Origin of the sequence: Streptomyces sp. NPDC079141 (assembly GCF_040686775.1) — a bacterium.
Classification (GTDB): domain Bacteria; phylum Actinomycetota; class Actinomycetes; order Streptomycetales; family Streptomycetaceae; genus Streptomyces.
Map to the genome: position 1 here is coordinate 499,599 of NZ_JBFBLP010000002.1, position 15,136 is coordinate 514,734.

13 protein-coding genes are annotated in these 15,136 nt (G+C 71.4%); 10 read left to right on the forward strand and 3 right to left on the reverse strand.

Annotated features, from left to right (window positions below; genetic code table 11):
- Positions 1 to 183 precede the first annotated feature (183 nt).
- From AB0Q90_RS07345 to AB0Q90_RS07355, 3 genes are all read left to right on the forward strand, one after another.
- The gene (locus AB0Q90_RS07345; protein WP_363158038.1) at positions 184 to 1,218 is read left to right on the forward strand and encodes an NlpC/P60 family protein; all 1,035 of its coding nucleotides are present in this window, start codon (positions 184 to 186) and stop codon (positions 1,216 to 1,218) included.
- A 206-nt stretch (positions 1,219 to 1,424) separates the two neighbouring features.
- Complete coding sequence (locus AB0Q90_RS07350) at positions 1,425 to 2,447, forward strand: NlpC/P60 family protein (protein ID WP_363158039.1); 1,023 nt, start codon at positions 1,425 to 1,427, stop codon at positions 2,445 to 2,447.
- A gap of 43 nt (positions 2,448 to 2,490) precedes the next feature.
- On the forward strand, positions 2,491 to 3,681 hold the full coding sequence (locus tag AB0Q90_RS07355) for a hypothetical protein (RefSeq protein WP_363158040.1): 1,191 nt from the start codon (positions 2,491 to 2,493) through the stop codon (positions 3,679 to 3,681).
- Here the strand turns inward: AB0Q90_RS07355 and AB0Q90_RS07360 are convergent.
- Complete coding sequence (locus tag AB0Q90_RS07360) at positions 3,669 to 4,199, reverse strand: PadR family transcriptional regulator (protein WP_363158041.1); 531 nt, start codon at positions 4,197 to 4,199, stop codon at positions 3,669 to 3,671. The two genes, AB0Q90_RS07355 and AB0Q90_RS07360, sit on opposite strands and share 13 nt — an antisense overlap.
- Positions 4,200 to 4,317: 118 nt before the next feature.
- Between AB0Q90_RS07360 and AB0Q90_RS07365 the strand changes: the two genes are divergently transcribed.
- Positions 4,318 to 5,625: an MATE family efflux transporter gene (locus AB0Q90_RS07365; RefSeq protein WP_363158316.1), complete on the forward strand. Its 1,308-nt coding sequence runs from the start codon at positions 4,318 to 4,320 to the stop codon at positions 5,623 to 5,625.
- Here AB0Q90_RS07365 and AB0Q90_RS07370 read toward each other — a convergent pair.
- Positions 5,586 to 6,821 (reverse strand): glycosyltransferase family 87 protein, encoded by a 1,236-nt coding sequence (locus tag AB0Q90_RS07370; RefSeq protein ID WP_363158042.1) that lies wholly within the window; start codon positions 6,819 to 6,821, stop codon positions 5,586 to 5,588. The genes AB0Q90_RS07365 and AB0Q90_RS07370 overlap by 40 nt on opposite strands.
- 118 nt (positions 6,822 to 6,939) lie before the next feature.
- Here AB0Q90_RS07370 and AB0Q90_RS07375 point away from each other — a divergent pair, with 118 nt between their 5' ends.
- Both AB0Q90_RS07375 and AB0Q90_RS07380 read left to right on the forward strand, forming a co-directional pair.
- Positions 6,940 to 8,082, forward strand: coding sequence for a glycosyltransferase family 4 protein (locus AB0Q90_RS07375; protein WP_363158043.1), 1,143 nt, complete (start codon positions 6,940 to 6,942; stop codon positions 8,080 to 8,082).
- Between the two features lie 196 nt (positions 8,083 to 8,278).
- Positions 8,279 to 9,859, forward strand: coding sequence for a GMC oxidoreductase (locus tag AB0Q90_RS07380; protein WP_363158044.1), 1,581 nt, complete (start codon positions 8,279 to 8,281; stop codon positions 9,857 to 9,859).
- Between the two features lie 13 nt (positions 9,860 to 9,872).
- Here the strand turns inward: AB0Q90_RS07380 and AB0Q90_RS07385 are convergent, their stop codons facing one another.
- Positions 9,873 to 11,669, reverse strand: coding sequence for an AMP-dependent synthetase/ligase (locus AB0Q90_RS07385; RefSeq protein ID WP_363158045.1), 1,797 nt, complete (start codon positions 11,667 to 11,669; stop codon positions 9,873 to 9,875).
- A gap of 296 nt (positions 11,670 to 11,965) precedes the next feature.
- Between AB0Q90_RS07385 and AB0Q90_RS07390 the strand changes: the two genes are divergently transcribed.
- The 4 genes from AB0Q90_RS07390 to AB0Q90_RS07405 all read left to right on the forward strand — a co-directional run bounded on the left by AB0Q90_RS07390 (position 11,966) and on the right by AB0Q90_RS07405 (position 15,127).
- Positions 11,966 to 12,763: a metallophosphoesterase gene (locus AB0Q90_RS07390; protein WP_363158046.1), complete on the forward strand. Its 798-nt coding sequence runs from the start codon at positions 11,966 to 11,968 to the stop codon at positions 12,761 to 12,763.
- A 110-nt stretch (positions 12,764 to 12,873) separates the two neighbouring features.
- A complete protein-coding gene (locus tag AB0Q90_RS07395) occupies positions 12,874 to 13,320 on the forward strand; it encodes an SRPBCC family protein (RefSeq protein WP_363158047.1) in 447 nt (148 codons plus the stop codon).
- Positions 13,321 to 13,423: 103 nt separating this feature from the next.
- Positions 13,424 to 14,581, forward strand: a complete 1,158-nt coding sequence (locus AB0Q90_RS07400; protein WP_363158048.1) for an ArsA-related P-loop ATPase — start codon at positions 13,424 to 13,426, stop codon at positions 14,579 to 14,581.
- A gap of 57 nt (positions 14,582 to 14,638) precedes the next feature.
- Positions 14,639 to 15,127, forward strand: a complete 489-nt coding sequence (locus tag AB0Q90_RS07405) for a DUF5304 domain-containing protein (protein WP_363158049.1) — start codon at positions 14,639 to 14,641, stop codon at positions 15,125 to 15,127.
- Positions 15,128 to 15,136: the final 9 nt, after the last annotated feature.

Here is a 15,136-nt window from a genome sequence, read left to right on the forward strand (position 1 = left end):
AAGCGTCACGCAACGTAGCGTCAAGTGGACATCACTGCACGTGGGTTGATGGCAAAGAATGCGGACGGTAACCGGGATAAATCGCCCATGGGTTTGAACTGATCACAGCTGTGTCACTAGGGTCTGCCTTCGAACCTTCGAACCTTCGCTCGGAAGGTCACTGAGAAGAAGGAGCTCGCCTCCGTGGCGTCCCACCGTCGACCCAAGCAGCCGAGCCGCGCGCGTGTCACCGTGCTGACCACCGCCGCCGCTGCCGCCGTGGCCATCAGCTCGCAGGCGGCCAACGCCGCTCCCAGTGAGAAGCCGAGCAAGGACGAGGTCAAGGCCAAGGTCGACAAGCTCTACGAAGAGGCCGAGCACGCGACCGAGAAGTACAACGGCGCCAAGGAGAAGCAGGAGAAGCTCCAGAAGGAGATCTCCACCATCCAGGACAACGTCGCGCGCGGTCAGGAAGACCTGAACGAGATGCGTGACTCCATAGGTCTGGCGGCCGCCGCCCAGTACCGCACGGGGTCCATCGACTCCTCCGTCCAGCTCTTCCTCTCCTCCGACCCGGACGACTACCTCGACAAGGCCTCCACGCTCGACCAGTTGAGCAGCCAGCAGGTCGAGGCGCTGAAGAAGATCCAGGACAAGCAGCGCGAACTCGCCCAGGACCGGGCCGAGGCCACCGAGAAGCTCAAGGACCTCGCCTCCACCCGGACCGAACTGGGCAAGAACAAGACGGAAGTCCAGGCGAAGCTGGCCGAGGCGCAGAAGCTGCTCAACACCCTGACCGCCGCCGAGAAGGCCGCCCTCGCCGCCGAGGAGGAGCGGGCCAGCCGTTCCGCCTCCGACCGCGTCGAGCTCGGCGATGCCCCCGCCGGCTCCGGCCGCGCGATGGCCGCCTACCAGGCTGCCCAGAGCAAGATCGGCTCGCCTTACGTCTACGGCGCCTCCGGCCCCTCCTCCTTCGACTGCTCGGGCCTGACCTCCTGGGCCTTCGCCCAGGCCGGCGTCTCCATCCCGCGCACCTCGCAGGCCCAGGCCAGTGCCGGCACGCGGATCTACAGCCAGTCCGACCTCAAGGTCGGCGACCTGGTCATCTTCTACAGCGACCAGCACCACGTCGGCTTCTACGCGGGCAACGGCCAGATCCTGCACGCCCCGCGCACCGGCACGGTCGTCCGCTACGAGTCGATCAACAACATGCCGTTCCAGTTCGGCGTCCGGATCTGATCGCCCTCACCCTCCAAGATCAGGACACGGCACCGCCCGTTCGGGCGAATCCCGCCGACCTGAACTGACCCCGCGCCCCGCCCATGACCTGCGTCATAGGCGGGGCGTCACGGTGTGTGCCCACGGCGGTCGTTGGTCGGTGCCCCGTCCCGGGGTTACTGTCTGCCGCGTTTCCTGTCCGCCAGTGAGATGGGGTGCGGCTTCTCGTGAGGTCACATCGTCGCCTTGTACCGTCCGGGTTCGACCGGGGCGCCAGTGCCGCGCTCTGCGTCATGTCAGCCGCGGCAGCCGCCCTCGGGGCCGTACCGGCCACCTCCGCGATGGCCGCGCCGCACGACGACACCCGGGCCGAGGTGGACCGCCTCTACGAGGAGGCCGAGAAGGCCACCGAGGCGTACAACAAGGCGGACGAACGCGCCGACGCGCTGCGCAAGCAGGTCGGCAACGCGCAGGACCGGATCGCCCGGCAGCAGGAGCGCATCAACGCCATGCGGGAGGCGCTCGGTTCGCTGGCCGGCGCCCAGTACCGCTCCGGCGGCCTCGACCCGTCCCTGGCCCTGCTGTTCTCCGACGACCCGGACGACTACCTCGACAAGGCGGCCGTCCTCGACCGGATCACCGCGCACCAGGCCGGCGAGCTGAAGGACCTTCAGGGCGCTATGCGCGAACTCGCCCAGGAGCGCGCGGAGGCCTCCCGCAAGCTCGGCGAGCTGGAGAAGAGCCGCAAGGCCGTCGCCTCCCACAAACGGACCGTGGAGAACAAGCTCGCCAAGGCCCGGCAACTGCTCAACTCCCTGCCCTCCGCCGAGCGCGCCGCCTACGACCGCGCCTCCCGTTCCGGCCGCTCCGGCATGCCCAACCTCGGGGGCGCCGTCCCGGCCTCGGGCCGCGCCGCCGCCGCGGTCGCCGCCGCCCGCTCCGCCGTCGGCAAGCCGTACGTGTGGGGCGCCAACGGGCCCAACGGCTTCGACTGTTCGGGCCTGATGCAGTGGTCGTACGCGCAGGCCGGGGTCTCCCTGCCGCGCACCTCGCAGGGCCAGCGGTACGCCGGCCGGCAGGTCCCGCTCGCCCAGGCCCAGCCCGGCGACCTGGTCACCTACCGCGGGGACGCGAGCCATGTCGGGATGTACATGGGCAACGGCCAGGTCGTCCACGCGCCCTATCCCGGCGCGCCCGTGCGCTACGACCCGGTCGGCATGATGCCGGGCGCGACGGTCACGAGGGTCTGACGGGGGTCTGACCTACGGGCTCCGGCCGCCGTACGATCGCGGCATGGCTGGTCGACGGCGTGCGTCGGGGTGCTCGGTTGTGGCGCTGTGTCTGCTGCTCGTCTCGCTCGTGGCGTGCGGCGGCCGGCCCGCCGCGGACGCGGCCACGGACGCGGTGCAGCGGGTGCTCGACCGGCGGTCGGCCGCGGTCCTCGACCGTGACGCGTCGGCCTTCGCCCGGACGGGAGCGCGCGAGGGGTTCGACAGACTGCGCGCGGTGCCCTTCGCCGAGTGGTCCTACCGAGTGACCGGCCTGCACCGCACCGGGGACACGGCCACCGTCGAGGCCGACCTGCGGTACCGCGTCGAGGGCCACGACACGGCCCCCGTCGTCGCCGGCCGGACCCTGCGGCTCGGCCTGGACGCCGGGGGCGAGTGGTACGTCGACTCCGAGCGCCCCGCGAAGAAGGCCGCCGAGCAACTGTGGGACCAGGGCGAGGTGATGGTGGCCCGGGGCGAGCGCAGCATGGTGCTGGGCGTCGGGCAGTCCGCCGAGAAACTGGCCTCCTACGCCGAGCTGGCGGACCGCGCGGTGCCGGAGGTGACACGTGCCTGGGGCACCGAGTGGCCCCGGCGCACGGTGGTGCTCGTTCCGGAGTCGCTGGAGGGGATGGCGGGGCTGCTCGGCTCGCCCGCCTCCTCGTACCGGGGCATCGCCGCCGTCACCACGGGCGAGACGGGCACCAAGGGCGAGTCGCCCGCGGACCGGATCATCGTCAATCCCGTGGCGTACGGCGTCCTCGGCGCGACCGGCAAGCAGATCGTGCTCACCCACGAGACCGCGCATGTCGCCACCCGCGCCCACACCGGCGCCGCCACCCCGCTGTGGCTGTCCGAGGGATACGCGGACTGGGTCGGCTATCTCGCCGCCGGGCGTACGCCCTCCCAGGCCGCGCCGGAGCTGTGGCGGGCGGTGACCGACGGGCGGGTGCCTGCGGCGCTGCCCACCGACGAGGACTTCGGGTTCACCGGGAGCGCGTCCGAGCTGGCGCAGGCCTACGAGGCCGGTTGGCTGGCCTGCCGGCTCGTCGCCGACCAGTGGGGCGAGGACAAGCTCCGGGAGTTCTACCGGGCCGTCGGCGCGCACGAGAAGCGGGCGGGCGCGGTCGAGGACGCCATGGAGAAGGTGCTCGGGACGACCCTGGAGGACTTCACCTGGCAGTGGCGGGAGTATCTGCGGGTTCAGCTGGGCTGATCGAGGAGGTCGATGGCCTCCTTGAGCCAGGCCCGCTCCGCCCGGCCGGTCGCCCGCGCCACGCGCAGCATGCCCTGCCGGAACAGATCGCCGGCCTCCTCCGACCGTACGGGTTCTCCGTCGCGGTAGAAGAAGCTCGCCGGGGTCTCAAGGAAGTCCAGGCGGCGCCGGAGCACCGCGGCCTGCTCCCGGCGGTCCGGCAGGTGGTGCAGGAACGACAGGACGGTGTTGAACCGGACCTGGTCGGTGATCTCCACGTCCTTAGGCCGGCGCAGACGCTCCAGCAGCTCCTCGCGACCGGCCTCGGTGAGGGAGAGCACGCGGCGCGGCGCGGCGCTTGCGCCCGGTTCCGTGTGCTGGTCGATGCGGCCCGCCTCGGTGAGCCGGGTGATCGCCGGATACAGCGCGCCGTCGCTGACCGGGCGGACATGGCCGCTGAGGGCCTTGATGCGTTCCTTCAGCTCGTAGCCGTGCAGCGGCTCTTCGGCCAGGAAGCCCAGGATCGACAGCTCCAGCACCGGTTCCTCCTTGCGGGTGTCGTGCCGACATGGTACCTCTAACCGAGCTACCTCGAATCGAGATAGCTCGGATCGATGCAGTCGGTATCGATGTGGCTCGTATCGAGGGGGGATCGCCATCAACGCCCACCGCAAGCAGCTCGTCTCGCTCGCCCACCCCGTGTACCTCTCGCTCCTGGCCTCCGTCACCGCCGGGATCGTCAACACCGTCTGGGTCTCCGCACTCGGCGGCCCCGCCGTCGCCGCCGTGGCCGTCGCGACCAACACCGAGAACGTGCTGCTCGGCGTGGCCCTGGTCTTCGGCTCCGGTACGACCGTGCTGGTCGCGCACGCCAGAGGTGCGCGCGACCCCGCAGCCGTACGGGCGGCCGTGCGCGGGGGCTGGGCGCTGTGGGCGCTAATCACGCCGGTCGTCGGGGTCGGCGGGTTCCTGCTGCGCGAGCCCCTCGCCCGGCTGGTGCTGGGCGGCGGGGGCGAGGCGGTGCCGCTCGCCGTCGACTACTTCGCGATCTCCCTGCCGGGCATCGCCGTCTTCTACGCCCAGACCCTCGTCGACGGCATCCTCAAGGGCGCCGGCGACACCCGGACCCCGATGCGCCTCGCGCTCCTCGCCGGCGGCCTGATCCTGGTCTGCGACCCGTTCCTGATCCACCTCTACGGCGTCCGGGGCGCCGCCGCCGCGACCGTGCTGTGCCGGTGCGTGGCCCTCGGGGCGGGCCTGCTCGCCCTGCGCCGCAACGCGCTCCTGCGGGAGGCGGCCCGGACACGCGCCGCGCTCTCACCGCGCCGGACACTCACCACCGGGCTGCCGATGTCCGCCGACTTCACCGTGCGGCAGACCGGCGCCCTCGCCATGGTCGCGATCGTCGCGCACCTCGGCGTGACCGCGGTGGCCGCCTACGCGATCGCCTACAAGATCCTCTACGTCGCCACCATGGCCTTCTACGCCGTGCGTCAGGCCGCCTCCATCCACACGGCGCACACCCGCGGTGCCGGCCGGGAGGCCCGGCGGGCGATCGGACGGCAGGCGGTGCTGGTGTCCGGCACGGCGGGCCTCGCGGCGGCCGTCCTGCTGGCCGCGGCCGCCCCCTGGCTCATGGCCGCCTTCGGCGCCGGCCCCGAGGTCGCCCGCCAGGGCACGCTGTTCCTGCGCTGCATCGGGCCCTACCTGCTGCTCATGGCCTGCTTCATCGCGCTCGGCGGGGTCTTCGAGGGCAGTGGCGGCGCGGCCGTGCTGCTGCGGGTGACCGTCCTCGGTACGGCCGTCCAGCTCGCGCTGGCGTACGGCCTGGCCGGTCTTGGCCTGCCGGGGGTGTGCCTGGCGCTGGCGCTCGCGATGGCCGGGCAGTGCGCGGCGGTGCTGGTGCTGTTCCGGCGCGTTCCGCGTCAGGAGGGGAGCGAGGTCTCCTTGGTGCGGGTGGCCTGAGCCGGGAACGGCGTCGGGACGGAGCTGGTCACCGTGGCGCGCCACAGCTCCCGGGCGGCGAGGACCGTGGCCAGGACCAGCAGCCCGTTGCGGACGGACAGCAGGGTGATGCCGAGCGAGTCGCTCGCCACGACGTGCGCGAACCAGACCGGGAACTCCAGCACCGTCACCAGGCACGCCACCAGGACCAGGCCGACGGGCAGCCCCATCCGGCTGCCGCGGAAGCACAGGCAGACCGCCGCCACACCGACCAGCCACACCATGTACTGCGGGCTGATCACCCGGCTGGTGGTGGTGAACATCAGCACCGCGACGAACGCCGCGTCCGCGAGCGTGTGCGGCAGGAACCGGGTGGCCCTGAGCCGCCACAGCAGCAGCCAGCCGAAGGCGAGGGCGGTCAGGGCCAGGGCGACCCTGCTCACGACCTCCACGTACGGGCCGAGGAACTCCACCGAGCCGTAGTTCAGCAGCACCTTGCCGTCCCAGCCGTGGTGCCGGGCCACGTGGAAGACCAGGGAGCCCAGCGACTCGACCTCGGTGCCGCGGTCGCGCTGGAAGGTCAGGAAGGCGAACGCGCCGGGCATGGCCACCGCGAACAGCGCTGCCAGCACACCGGCCGTCACCGCCGCCGACACCCAGGCGGACCGCCGGCGGGCCGCGACCAGCAGCAGCACCGGCCACACCTTCAGCATCGCGGCGACGCCGGTCAGCGCGCCCATCAGCCGCGGGTGCCGGGCACCGGCGAGCAGCGCCGCCACCGCCACCGCGGTCACCATCACGTCGTAGCGGGCGTAGACGGTCGGGCCGAGCAGCGGTACGCCCACCGCCCACACCCAGGCACCGCGCAGGGTCCGCCCGGGGCGCACACCGGCGTACAGCAGCAGGGCGAGGACGGCCAGGTCGGCGGTGAAGGCGAGGACGAAGAAGGCGGAGGCGTAGTCCAGGTAGAACAGCAGCCCGGGGGAGAGGATCGCGAGGGCGGCGGCGGGCGGGTACTGCCAGGTCACGTCGTCCAGCGGGAACGTTCCGGTGCTCAGCACCCCGTACCAGCCCTGGTAGATGACCGACACGTCGCTGGTGACGTCCGGGCCGGGGAAGACGTACACCTTGAACACGAAGAGCAGCAGGATCAGCCTGGTCAGGGACCAGGTGCCCAGAAGCCACGCCAGGGACCGCCGCGCGCCCGTCGTCTCCACCTGGTCCCCTGCCGTTCGAATCGTCTTGAGGGGAACATGATGTCCCGGGAAGCTGTGCGCGGGCCACAAGCGCGGCCGTGACGCGCTGTGGCCGGCGCCTTCGGTAGGGTCGGCGGCGATGCACAAGACGCTCATCGTGACGAACGACTTCCCGCCGCGGCCCGGCGGCATCCAGGCCTTCCTGCACAACATGGCCCTGCGGCTCGACCCGGAGCGGCTGGTCGTCTACGCCTCGACCTGGAAGCGCAGCCGGGAGGGCGTCGAGGCCACGGCCGCCTTCGACGCCGAGCAGCCCTTCACCGTCGTACGCGACTCCACGACCATGCTGCTGCCGACGCCGCAGGCGACCCGGCGGGCCGTCGGGCTGCTGCGGGAACACGGGTGCCGCTCGGTGTGGTTCGGGGCCGCGGCACCGCTCGGGCTGATGGCTCCGGCGCTGCGCAGGGCCGGGGCCGAGCGGCTGGTGGCCACCACCCACGGGCACGAGGCCGGGTGGGCGCAGCTGCCCGCGTCCCGGCAGCTGCTGAGCCGGATCGGGGACACCACCGACACGATCACCTACCTCGGCGAGTACACGCGCTCGCGGATCGCCGGCGCGCTGACGCCGGACGCGGCCGCGCGGATGGTGCAGCTCCCGCCGGGGGTCGACGAGAAGACCTTCCACCCCGGCTCGGGCGGCGACCTGGTCCGCGCCCGCCTCGGCCTGACCGACCGGCCCGTGGTCGTCTGCGTCTCCCGTCTCGTGCCGCGCAAGGGCCAGGACACGCTGATCCTGGCCATGCCCCGGATCCTGGCCAAGGAGCCGGACGCCGTCCTGCTCATCGTCGGCGGCGGCCCGTACGAGAAGGAGCTGCGCCGCCTCGCCCACGAGACCGGCGTCGCCGGCTCGGTCCGCTTCACCGGAGCGGTCCCCTGGTCCGAACTCCCCGCCCACTACGGCGCCGGCGACGTCTTCGCGATGCCGTGCCGGACGCGGAGGCGGGGGCTGGACGTGGAGGGCCTGGGCATCGTCTACCTGGAGGCCTCGGCAACGGGCTTGCCGGTGGTCGCGGGCGACTCGGGCGGGGCACCCGACGCGGTACTGGACGGCGAGACGGGGTGGGTGGTGCGGGGCGGCTCACCGGAACAGGCGGCGGACCGCATCGTGGCTCTCCTGGGCGACGCCGAACTGCGCCGCAGGATGGGGGAGCGGGGCAGGGAGTGGGTGGAGGAGAGGTGGCGCTGGGACCTCCTGGCGGAGCGTCTGAAGACGCTGCTGTAGAAGCGCCCCTTTAGGGGCGCGGGGCTGTATCGATATGCGGCTCCGCCGCGTGGGCGCGACCAACCACGGACAAACCCGCACCCGCCAGCCATGAGTATGTGGCACCCCACTAGGCGGAACCGGAAAATCCGCGCATGCTCCGCACATGACAGCAAAACTGATGCAACGTCAGCTGACGAGACGTCAAATCCTAGGCATGGTGGCCCTGCAGACCGCCGCCGCCTCGGGTCTCACCCGCATCGGTCTCCAGTCGGCGTCGGCCGTAGAACCCGCCGCCGTGGACAACGCCCCCGCCATCGTGGTCGGTTCGGGATACGGCGGCGCAGTCGCCGCTCTCCGCCTCGGCCAGGCCGGCATCCGCACGATCGTCATCGAGATGGGCCGCCTCTGGAACACCCCCGGCCCCGACGGCAAGACCTTCTGCTCCACCGCCGCCCCCGACCACCGCTCCATGTGGTTCCGGACCCGCACCGAGGCCCCGCTCGCCACCTTCCTGTGGCTGGACGTCGTCAACAAGGACATCAGCCCCTACCCCGGCGTCCTGGACCGCGTGCACTTCGCGAACATGTCCGTCTACGTCGGCCGCGGCGTCGGCGGAGGCTCCCTGGTCAACGGCGGTATGGCGGTGACACCCCTGAAGTCGTACTTCGCCGAGCAGTTCCCGACCGTCGACGCGAACGAGATGTACGGCACGTACTTCCCGCGCGCCCGTTCCATGCTCGGTGTCAACACCGTCGACCCGAGCTGGTTCGAGTCGACCGAGTGGTACCGCTACACCCGGATCTCCCGCAAGCACGCGGCCAACACCGGCCTGAGGACCACCTTCGTGCCCAACGTCTACGACTTCGGGTACATGCAGCGCGAGGCGGCCGGTACGGCGACGAAGTCGGCGCTCGCCGGAGAGGTGGTCTACGGCAACAACCACGGCAAGCGCACCCTCGACAAGACCTACCTCGCCTCGGCCCTGGGCACCGGGAACGTCACGATCCACTCCATGGAACGGGTGACCGCCATCAGCCGGGCCGCCGACGGCAGTTACCTGCTGTCCGCCGAGCGGATCGACAACGCCGGCACGGTCGTGGAGACCAAGGAGTACAGCTGCACGTACCTCTTCCTCGGCGGCGGCAGCCTCGGCACCACCGAACTCCTGCTGCGCGCACGGGAGACGGGCACCCTGCCCGCCCTCGACGCGAGCGTCGGCACCGGCTGGGGCACCAACGGCAATGTGATGCTCGGGCGGGCCAACCATCTGTGGGACACGGTCGGGGCGAACCAGTCGACGATGCCGGTGATGGGGATCGACGACTGGGCCAACACCGCCAACCCCGTCTTCGCCGAGATAGCCCCGCTGCCCACGGGACTCGAACACTGGGTCAGCCTCTACTTGGCGATCACCAAGAACCCCGAGCGGGCGGCGCTGACGTACGCGAACGGGGCGATGCGGCTCGGCTGGACGGCCGCCCAGAGCGCGGTCTCCGTCGCCATGGCCAAGAAGCTGTTCGACCGGATCAACGCGGCGAACGCCACGATCTACCGGTACGACCTGTTCGGCTCGTCCAACAAGGCCTTCGCCGACGACTTCACCTACCACCCGCTGGGCGGCTGTGTGCTGGGTCGGGCGACCGACGACTACGGCCGGGTGAAGGGATACGCCAAGCTCTACGTCACCGACGGCTCGCTCGTGCCCGGGTCGATCGGAGTGAACCCGTTCGTGACGATCACCGCGCTCGCCGAACGCACGATGGCGCGGGTCCTCGCCGAGGACACCGCGCCATGAGCGACCCGGTCGGTCACTTCGCGTAGATCGCCTCGATCTCGTCCGCGAAGTCCTTCGCCACCACGTTCCGCTTGAGCTTCAGCGACGGCGTCAGGTGGCCCGACTCCTCCGTGAACTGGGAGGACAGAATGCGGAACTTCCGCACCGATTCCGCCTTGGACACCGCGGCGTTGCCGTCGTCGATCGCCGACTGGATCGCGGCCATCAGGTCCGCGTCCTCGCGCAGCGACGCCGCGGTGGCACCCGACGGCTTGCCGTGCTCGGCGGCCCAACGGCCCAGGAACTCCTCGTCGACGGTGACCAGCGCGCCCACGAACGGCCGCCCGTCGCCCACCACCATGCACTCCGCGACCAGCGCGTGCGCGCGGATCCGGTCCTCGATCACGGCCGGGGCGACGTTCTTGCCGCCCGCGGTGACGATGATCTCCTTCTTGCGGCCGGTGATCCTGAGGTAGCCGTCCTCGTCGAGGGTGCCGATGTCACCGGAGTGGAACCAGCCGTCGGCCAGGGCCTCTTCGGTCGCCCCGGGGTTGTTCCAGTACTCCTTGAAGATGTGCTCGCCGTGCAGCAGCACCTCGCCGTCGTCGGCGATCCGCACCACCGAGCCGGGCAGCGGCTGGCCGACCGTGCCGATCTTCTGGCGGTCCCACGGGTTGAAGGCGGTGGCGGCACACGTCTCGGTCAGGCCGTAGCCCTCCAGGACCGTGAAGCCGATGCCGCGGAAGAAGTGACCCAGGCGCTCGCCCAGCGGGGCGCCGCCGGAGATGGCGAACTCGCCCCGGCCGCCGAGGACCGCGCGCAGCTTGCTGAAGACGAGCTTGTCGAAGACCTTGTGCTTGATCTTCAGGCCGAGCGACGGGCCCGAGGGGTTGTCCAGCGCGCGGCTGTAGGCGATCGCCGTGTCCGCCGCCTTGTCGAAGATCTTGCCCTTGCCGTCCGCCTGCGCCTTGGCGCGCGCCGAGTTGTACACCTTCTCGAAGACGCGCGGCACACCGAGGATCAGCGTCGGCCGGAACTCGGCCAGTTCGTCGGTGAGGTTCTTGATGTCCGGCAGACAGCCCAGCTTGATCGGCGCGATCATCGGGGCGATCTGCACCAGCCGGCCGAAGACGTGCGCGAGCGGCAGGAACAGCAGCACCGAGCACTCGCCGGTACGGAACAGCGGGCGCAGCCGCTCGACGATGTTGCCGCACTCGGCGAAGAAGTTCCGGTGGGTGAGCACACAACCCTTGGGGCGGCCGGTCGTGCCGGAGGTGTAGACGATCGTCGCGGGGTCGTCGGCCTTCGCCAGCGAGCTGCGCTCCTCGACCGTCTCGTCGCTGACGTCCTGCCCGAGGCGGCCCAGCTCCTCGATGGCGCCGGCCTCGATCTGCCAGACGTGCTTGAGGGCGGGCAGCCGGTCGCGCACCGACTCCACGGCGGCCGTGTGGTTGTCCAGCTCCGTGATGACGGCGGTCGTGCCCGAGTCGCCGAGGATCCACTGCACCTGCTCCGGCGAGCTGGTCTCGTACACCGGCACGGTGACCGCGCCCGCCGACCAGATCGCGAAGTCCAGCAGGGTCCACTCGTAGCGGGTGCGGGACATCAGGCCGACCCGGTCGCCCGGCTGGATGCCGGCCGCGACGAGCCCCTTCGCGGCGGCACGCACCTCGGCGAGGAAGGTCGTCGCGGTCACGTCCTGCCAGGTGCCGCCGACCTTGCGGGCGATGACGGCGACGTCGGGATGCTGCGCGGCGTTTCTGCGGACGATGTCGGTCAGATTGCCGTCGGCAGGGACCTCGTACATGGCCGGAAGGCTGAACTCGCGCAAGACTGCTGCTCCTCATAGGGCGCCGGCGCCACGACGTTGTGTGCTGCGACGGTGCGGTCCAAGGCTCGGGCAGGTACTCAGGCATTCAGTGGTTGAAACCCTGAGCACGACTGGACTGCCCGGACGTTACCCGCCGGTATGGCTTCTTCGACAGGGGGTTCCGGCGAGATGTTCGCTGCGTCACACGGATTGATGCTTCTTCGCGCACAGTAGTCGACCACTTTGATGACTAGCCAGTAACCGCAGGTCCGGCCGCCACTGTTCACGCATGCCGCACAGGCCTACGCTTGATCGCCATGGCATCCACACCAGCCGGTAACAGCAGGACGCGCGTTCACGTGGTCAGCGACGTACACGGAAACGTCCGTGACCTGGCCAGAGCCGGTGACGGCGCGGACGCCCTGATCTGCCTGGGTGACCTGGTCCTCTTCCTGGACTACGCCGATCACTCACGCGGCATCTTCCCCGACCTCTTCGGCGTCGAGAACGCCGACCGCATCGTCGAACTGCGCAACGCCCGCCGTTTCGAGGAGGCCCGCGAGTTCGGCGCCCGGCTGTGGGCCGGCATCGGCGCGGACCGGGGCGCGGTGATCGAGAAGGCGGTACGCAAGCAGTACGCCGAGATGTTCGCGGTGTTCCCCGCCCCGACGTACGCCACCTACGGCAATGTCGACATGCCGCCACTGTGGCCCGAGTACGCCGGACCGGGCACGACCGTGCTCGACGGGGAGCGGGTGGAGATCGGCGGCTGGGTCTTCGGCTTCGTCGGCGGCGGACTGCGCACGCCCATGCGCACCCCGTACGAGATCAGCGACGAGGAGTACGCGGCGAAGATCGAGGCGGTGGGTGAGGTGGACGTGCTGTGCACCCACATCCCGCCGGAGGTGCCGGAACTCGTCTACGACACCGTCGCGCGCCGCTTCGAGCGGGGGAGCCGGGCGCTGCTGGACGCGATCCGCCGCACCCGGCCGCGCTACTCGCTCTTCGGCCATGTCCACCAGCCGCTGGCCCGGCGGATGCGGATCGGGTCGACGGAATGCGTGAACGTGGGCCACTTCGCGGGCACCGGGAAGCCGTGGGCGCTGGAGTGGTGACCATTCGTGGACGGGGGGTGAAGTCGGCCGGTCGGGTGCGCGGTAGCCTTCACGCTGCACACACGTGCGCACGCACGACTTACCGGCCCGCATCTGGAGGAGCCACGGCGATGGCGGAACACACCAGTTCGAGCATCACGATCGAGGCGGCACCGACTGATGTCATGGCGGTGATCGCCGACTTCTCCCGTTACCCGGACTGGACCGGCGAGGTGAAGGAGGCGGAGGTCCTGGCGACCGACCCCCAGGGCCGCGCCGAACAGGTACGGCTCGTGATGGACGCGGGCGCCATCAAGGACGACCAGGTCCTGGGCTACACCTGGACCGGCGACCATGAGGTCTCCTGGACCCTGGTGAAGTCGCAGATGCTCCGCTCGCTCGACGGCTCCTACATCCTGAAGCCGGCGGGCGCGGGCGCGACCGAGGTCACCTACCAGCTGACGGTCGACGTCAAGATCCCCATGCTCGGCATGATCAAGCGCAAGGCGGAGAAGGTCATCATCGACCGGGCGCTGGCGGGCCTGAAGAAGCGGGTGGAGTCGGGCACGGCCAAGTAGCACCCCGTTGGCGACGGGCTGCGCGACCAACCCCCCACGCCGGCCCCACCCCGCGCACGAACCCAACAGGGCTGAACCCGGACGTCCGTTACCGTTCACCCTCATGCGCACCATCCTGATCACCGGCCCCGGCGGCAGTGGTCGTACGACCGTCGCCGCCGCCACCGCCCTGCGCGCCGCAGGCAACGGCACCCGCACCCTCCTCCTCAGCGCCGACCGCACCGACACCCTCGGCGCGGCCCTGGCCACCGAGACGGGCCCGGCGCCGGTGGAAGCCGCCGAGAACCTCACCGTCTGGCGCCCCGACGCCACCGCCGGCTTCCGGGACGACCTCGCCGCCTTCCAGGAACGCGCGACCTCCGCCCTCGACCTCCTCGGCGCCTCCCGCCTCGACCCCGAGGAAGTCACCCCCCTGCCCGGCGCCGAGGAGCTCACCTTCCTGCGCGCCCTGCGCGACGCCGCGCTGTCCGAGCGCCACGACCTCCTCGTCGTCGACCTCCCGGCCACCCCGCAGGCCCTTGCCCTCCTCGCCCTCCCGGAGGAGCTGCGCCGTTACCTCCGCCGCCTGCTCCCCCCGGAGCGCCAGGCGGCCCGCGCCCTGCGCCCCGTCCTGGGGCGGCTGGCCGGCGTTCCGATGCCCGCGGAGTGGCTGTACGAGACCGCCGCCCGCTGGGACGTCGATCTCGCCGCCGTCGAGGCCGTCGTGGCCGACCGAGACACCGCCGTACGCCTGGTCGCCGAACCCGGTCCGGCCGGCGACGACGCCGTACGCACCGCGACCCTCGCCCTGGCCCTGCGCGGTCTGCGCCCCGAGATGCTGGTCGCCAACCGGGTCGTACCGGAGACCTGGCCCGCCGGGCTCGTGGCCCAGCAGCGCAAGACCCTGGAGGAGTGGCGGGAGACGTACGACGTGCGGACCGTGGCGCACCTCGGACAGGACCCGCGCGGCGCCGACGACCTCGCCGCCCTCGCCGTCCCGGACGCCGCCGAGGCGGCCTCCGCCGTCGAGTGGCCGGTCGCCGACCGCCTCGCCGACGACGGTGTGCTGGTGTGGCACATCCCGCTGCCCGGCGCGATACGCGACACACTCGACCTCGTCCGCCGCGGCGACGAACTCGTCCTCACCGCCGGTCCGTTCCGCCGGATCGTGCCCCTGCCCTCCGCCCTGCGCCGGTGCACCGTCGACGGTGCCGCGCTGCGCGAGGGGGAGCTGCGCATACGGTTCGCGCCCGACCCGGATCTGTGGCCCGTGACCCGGTGAACCGGATACCTCCGTTCGGGTAACGTCGTAGGGACGAACCGTAGTCAGGAGTCCGTCATGAGCGAAGAGCTCCCCCCGTCCGACGCCGCCGACGAGGAGGCGCTCGACGAGGTGCGGGCGTCCGACGCCGACGCGTGGGCGACGGCGTGCGCCGAGGACCTCGCGGCGGAGAAGGCCCGCCGTCGCGCCCAGCACGGCCCGCCCCCGGGCTCGGCCGCCGAGGAGCTGCGCAAGCTCGCCGACGCCGTCGCCGACAAGCTGTCCTCCCTGCAGTCCCCGCTGCTCGGCGCGGTCGCCGGACCGGCCGCCCAGCAGGTGGTCAAGCAGGTCGTGCAGCAGGCGAAGGCGGCCGTGGAGCCTGTCATCGAGCGCAACCCGGACGTCTTCGACCACCTCGCGGCCGCCGGCAACGAACTGCTCGCCGCCTACCGCTCCGCCGTCCAGGCCCAGGAGCGCCGCTGGACGAGCCGCGACGACCACGACCTGGAGGAGCGCCGCGACCGCGGCGACGATGCCGGTCCGAGCGAACGCATCGACTTGGACTGAAGTCCGCTC

Excerpts from the sequence above, each read along its gene's own strand:
- AB0Q90_RS07355 (WP_363158040.1), top strand. The coding sequence starts at position 2,491 with ATGGCTGGTCGACGGCGTGCGTCGGGGTGCTCGGTTGTGGCGCTGTGT.
- AB0Q90_RS07375 (WP_363158043.1), top strand. The coding sequence starts at position 6,940 with ATGCACAAGACGCTCATCGTGACGAACGACTTCCCGCCGCGGCCCGGC.
- AB0Q90_RS07380 (WP_363158044.1), top strand. The coding sequence starts at position 8,279 with ATGGTGGCCCTGCAGACCGCCGCCGCCTCGGGTCTCACCCGCATCGGT.
- AB0Q90_RS07390 (WP_363158046.1), top strand. The coding sequence starts at position 11,966 with ATGGCATCCACACCAGCCGGTAACAGCAGGACGCGCGTTCACGTGGTC.
- AB0Q90_RS07395 (WP_363158047.1), top strand. The coding sequence starts at position 12,874 with ATGGCGGAACACACCAGTTCGAGCATCACGATCGAGGCGGCACCGACT.
- AB0Q90_RS07400 (WP_363158048.1), top strand. The coding sequence starts at position 13,424 with ATGCGCACCATCCTGATCACCGGCCCCGGCGGCAGTGGTCGTACGACC.
- AB0Q90_RS07405 (WP_363158049.1), top strand. The coding sequence starts at position 14,639 with ATGAGCGAAGAGCTCCCCCCGTCCGACGCCGCCGACGAGGAGGCGCTC.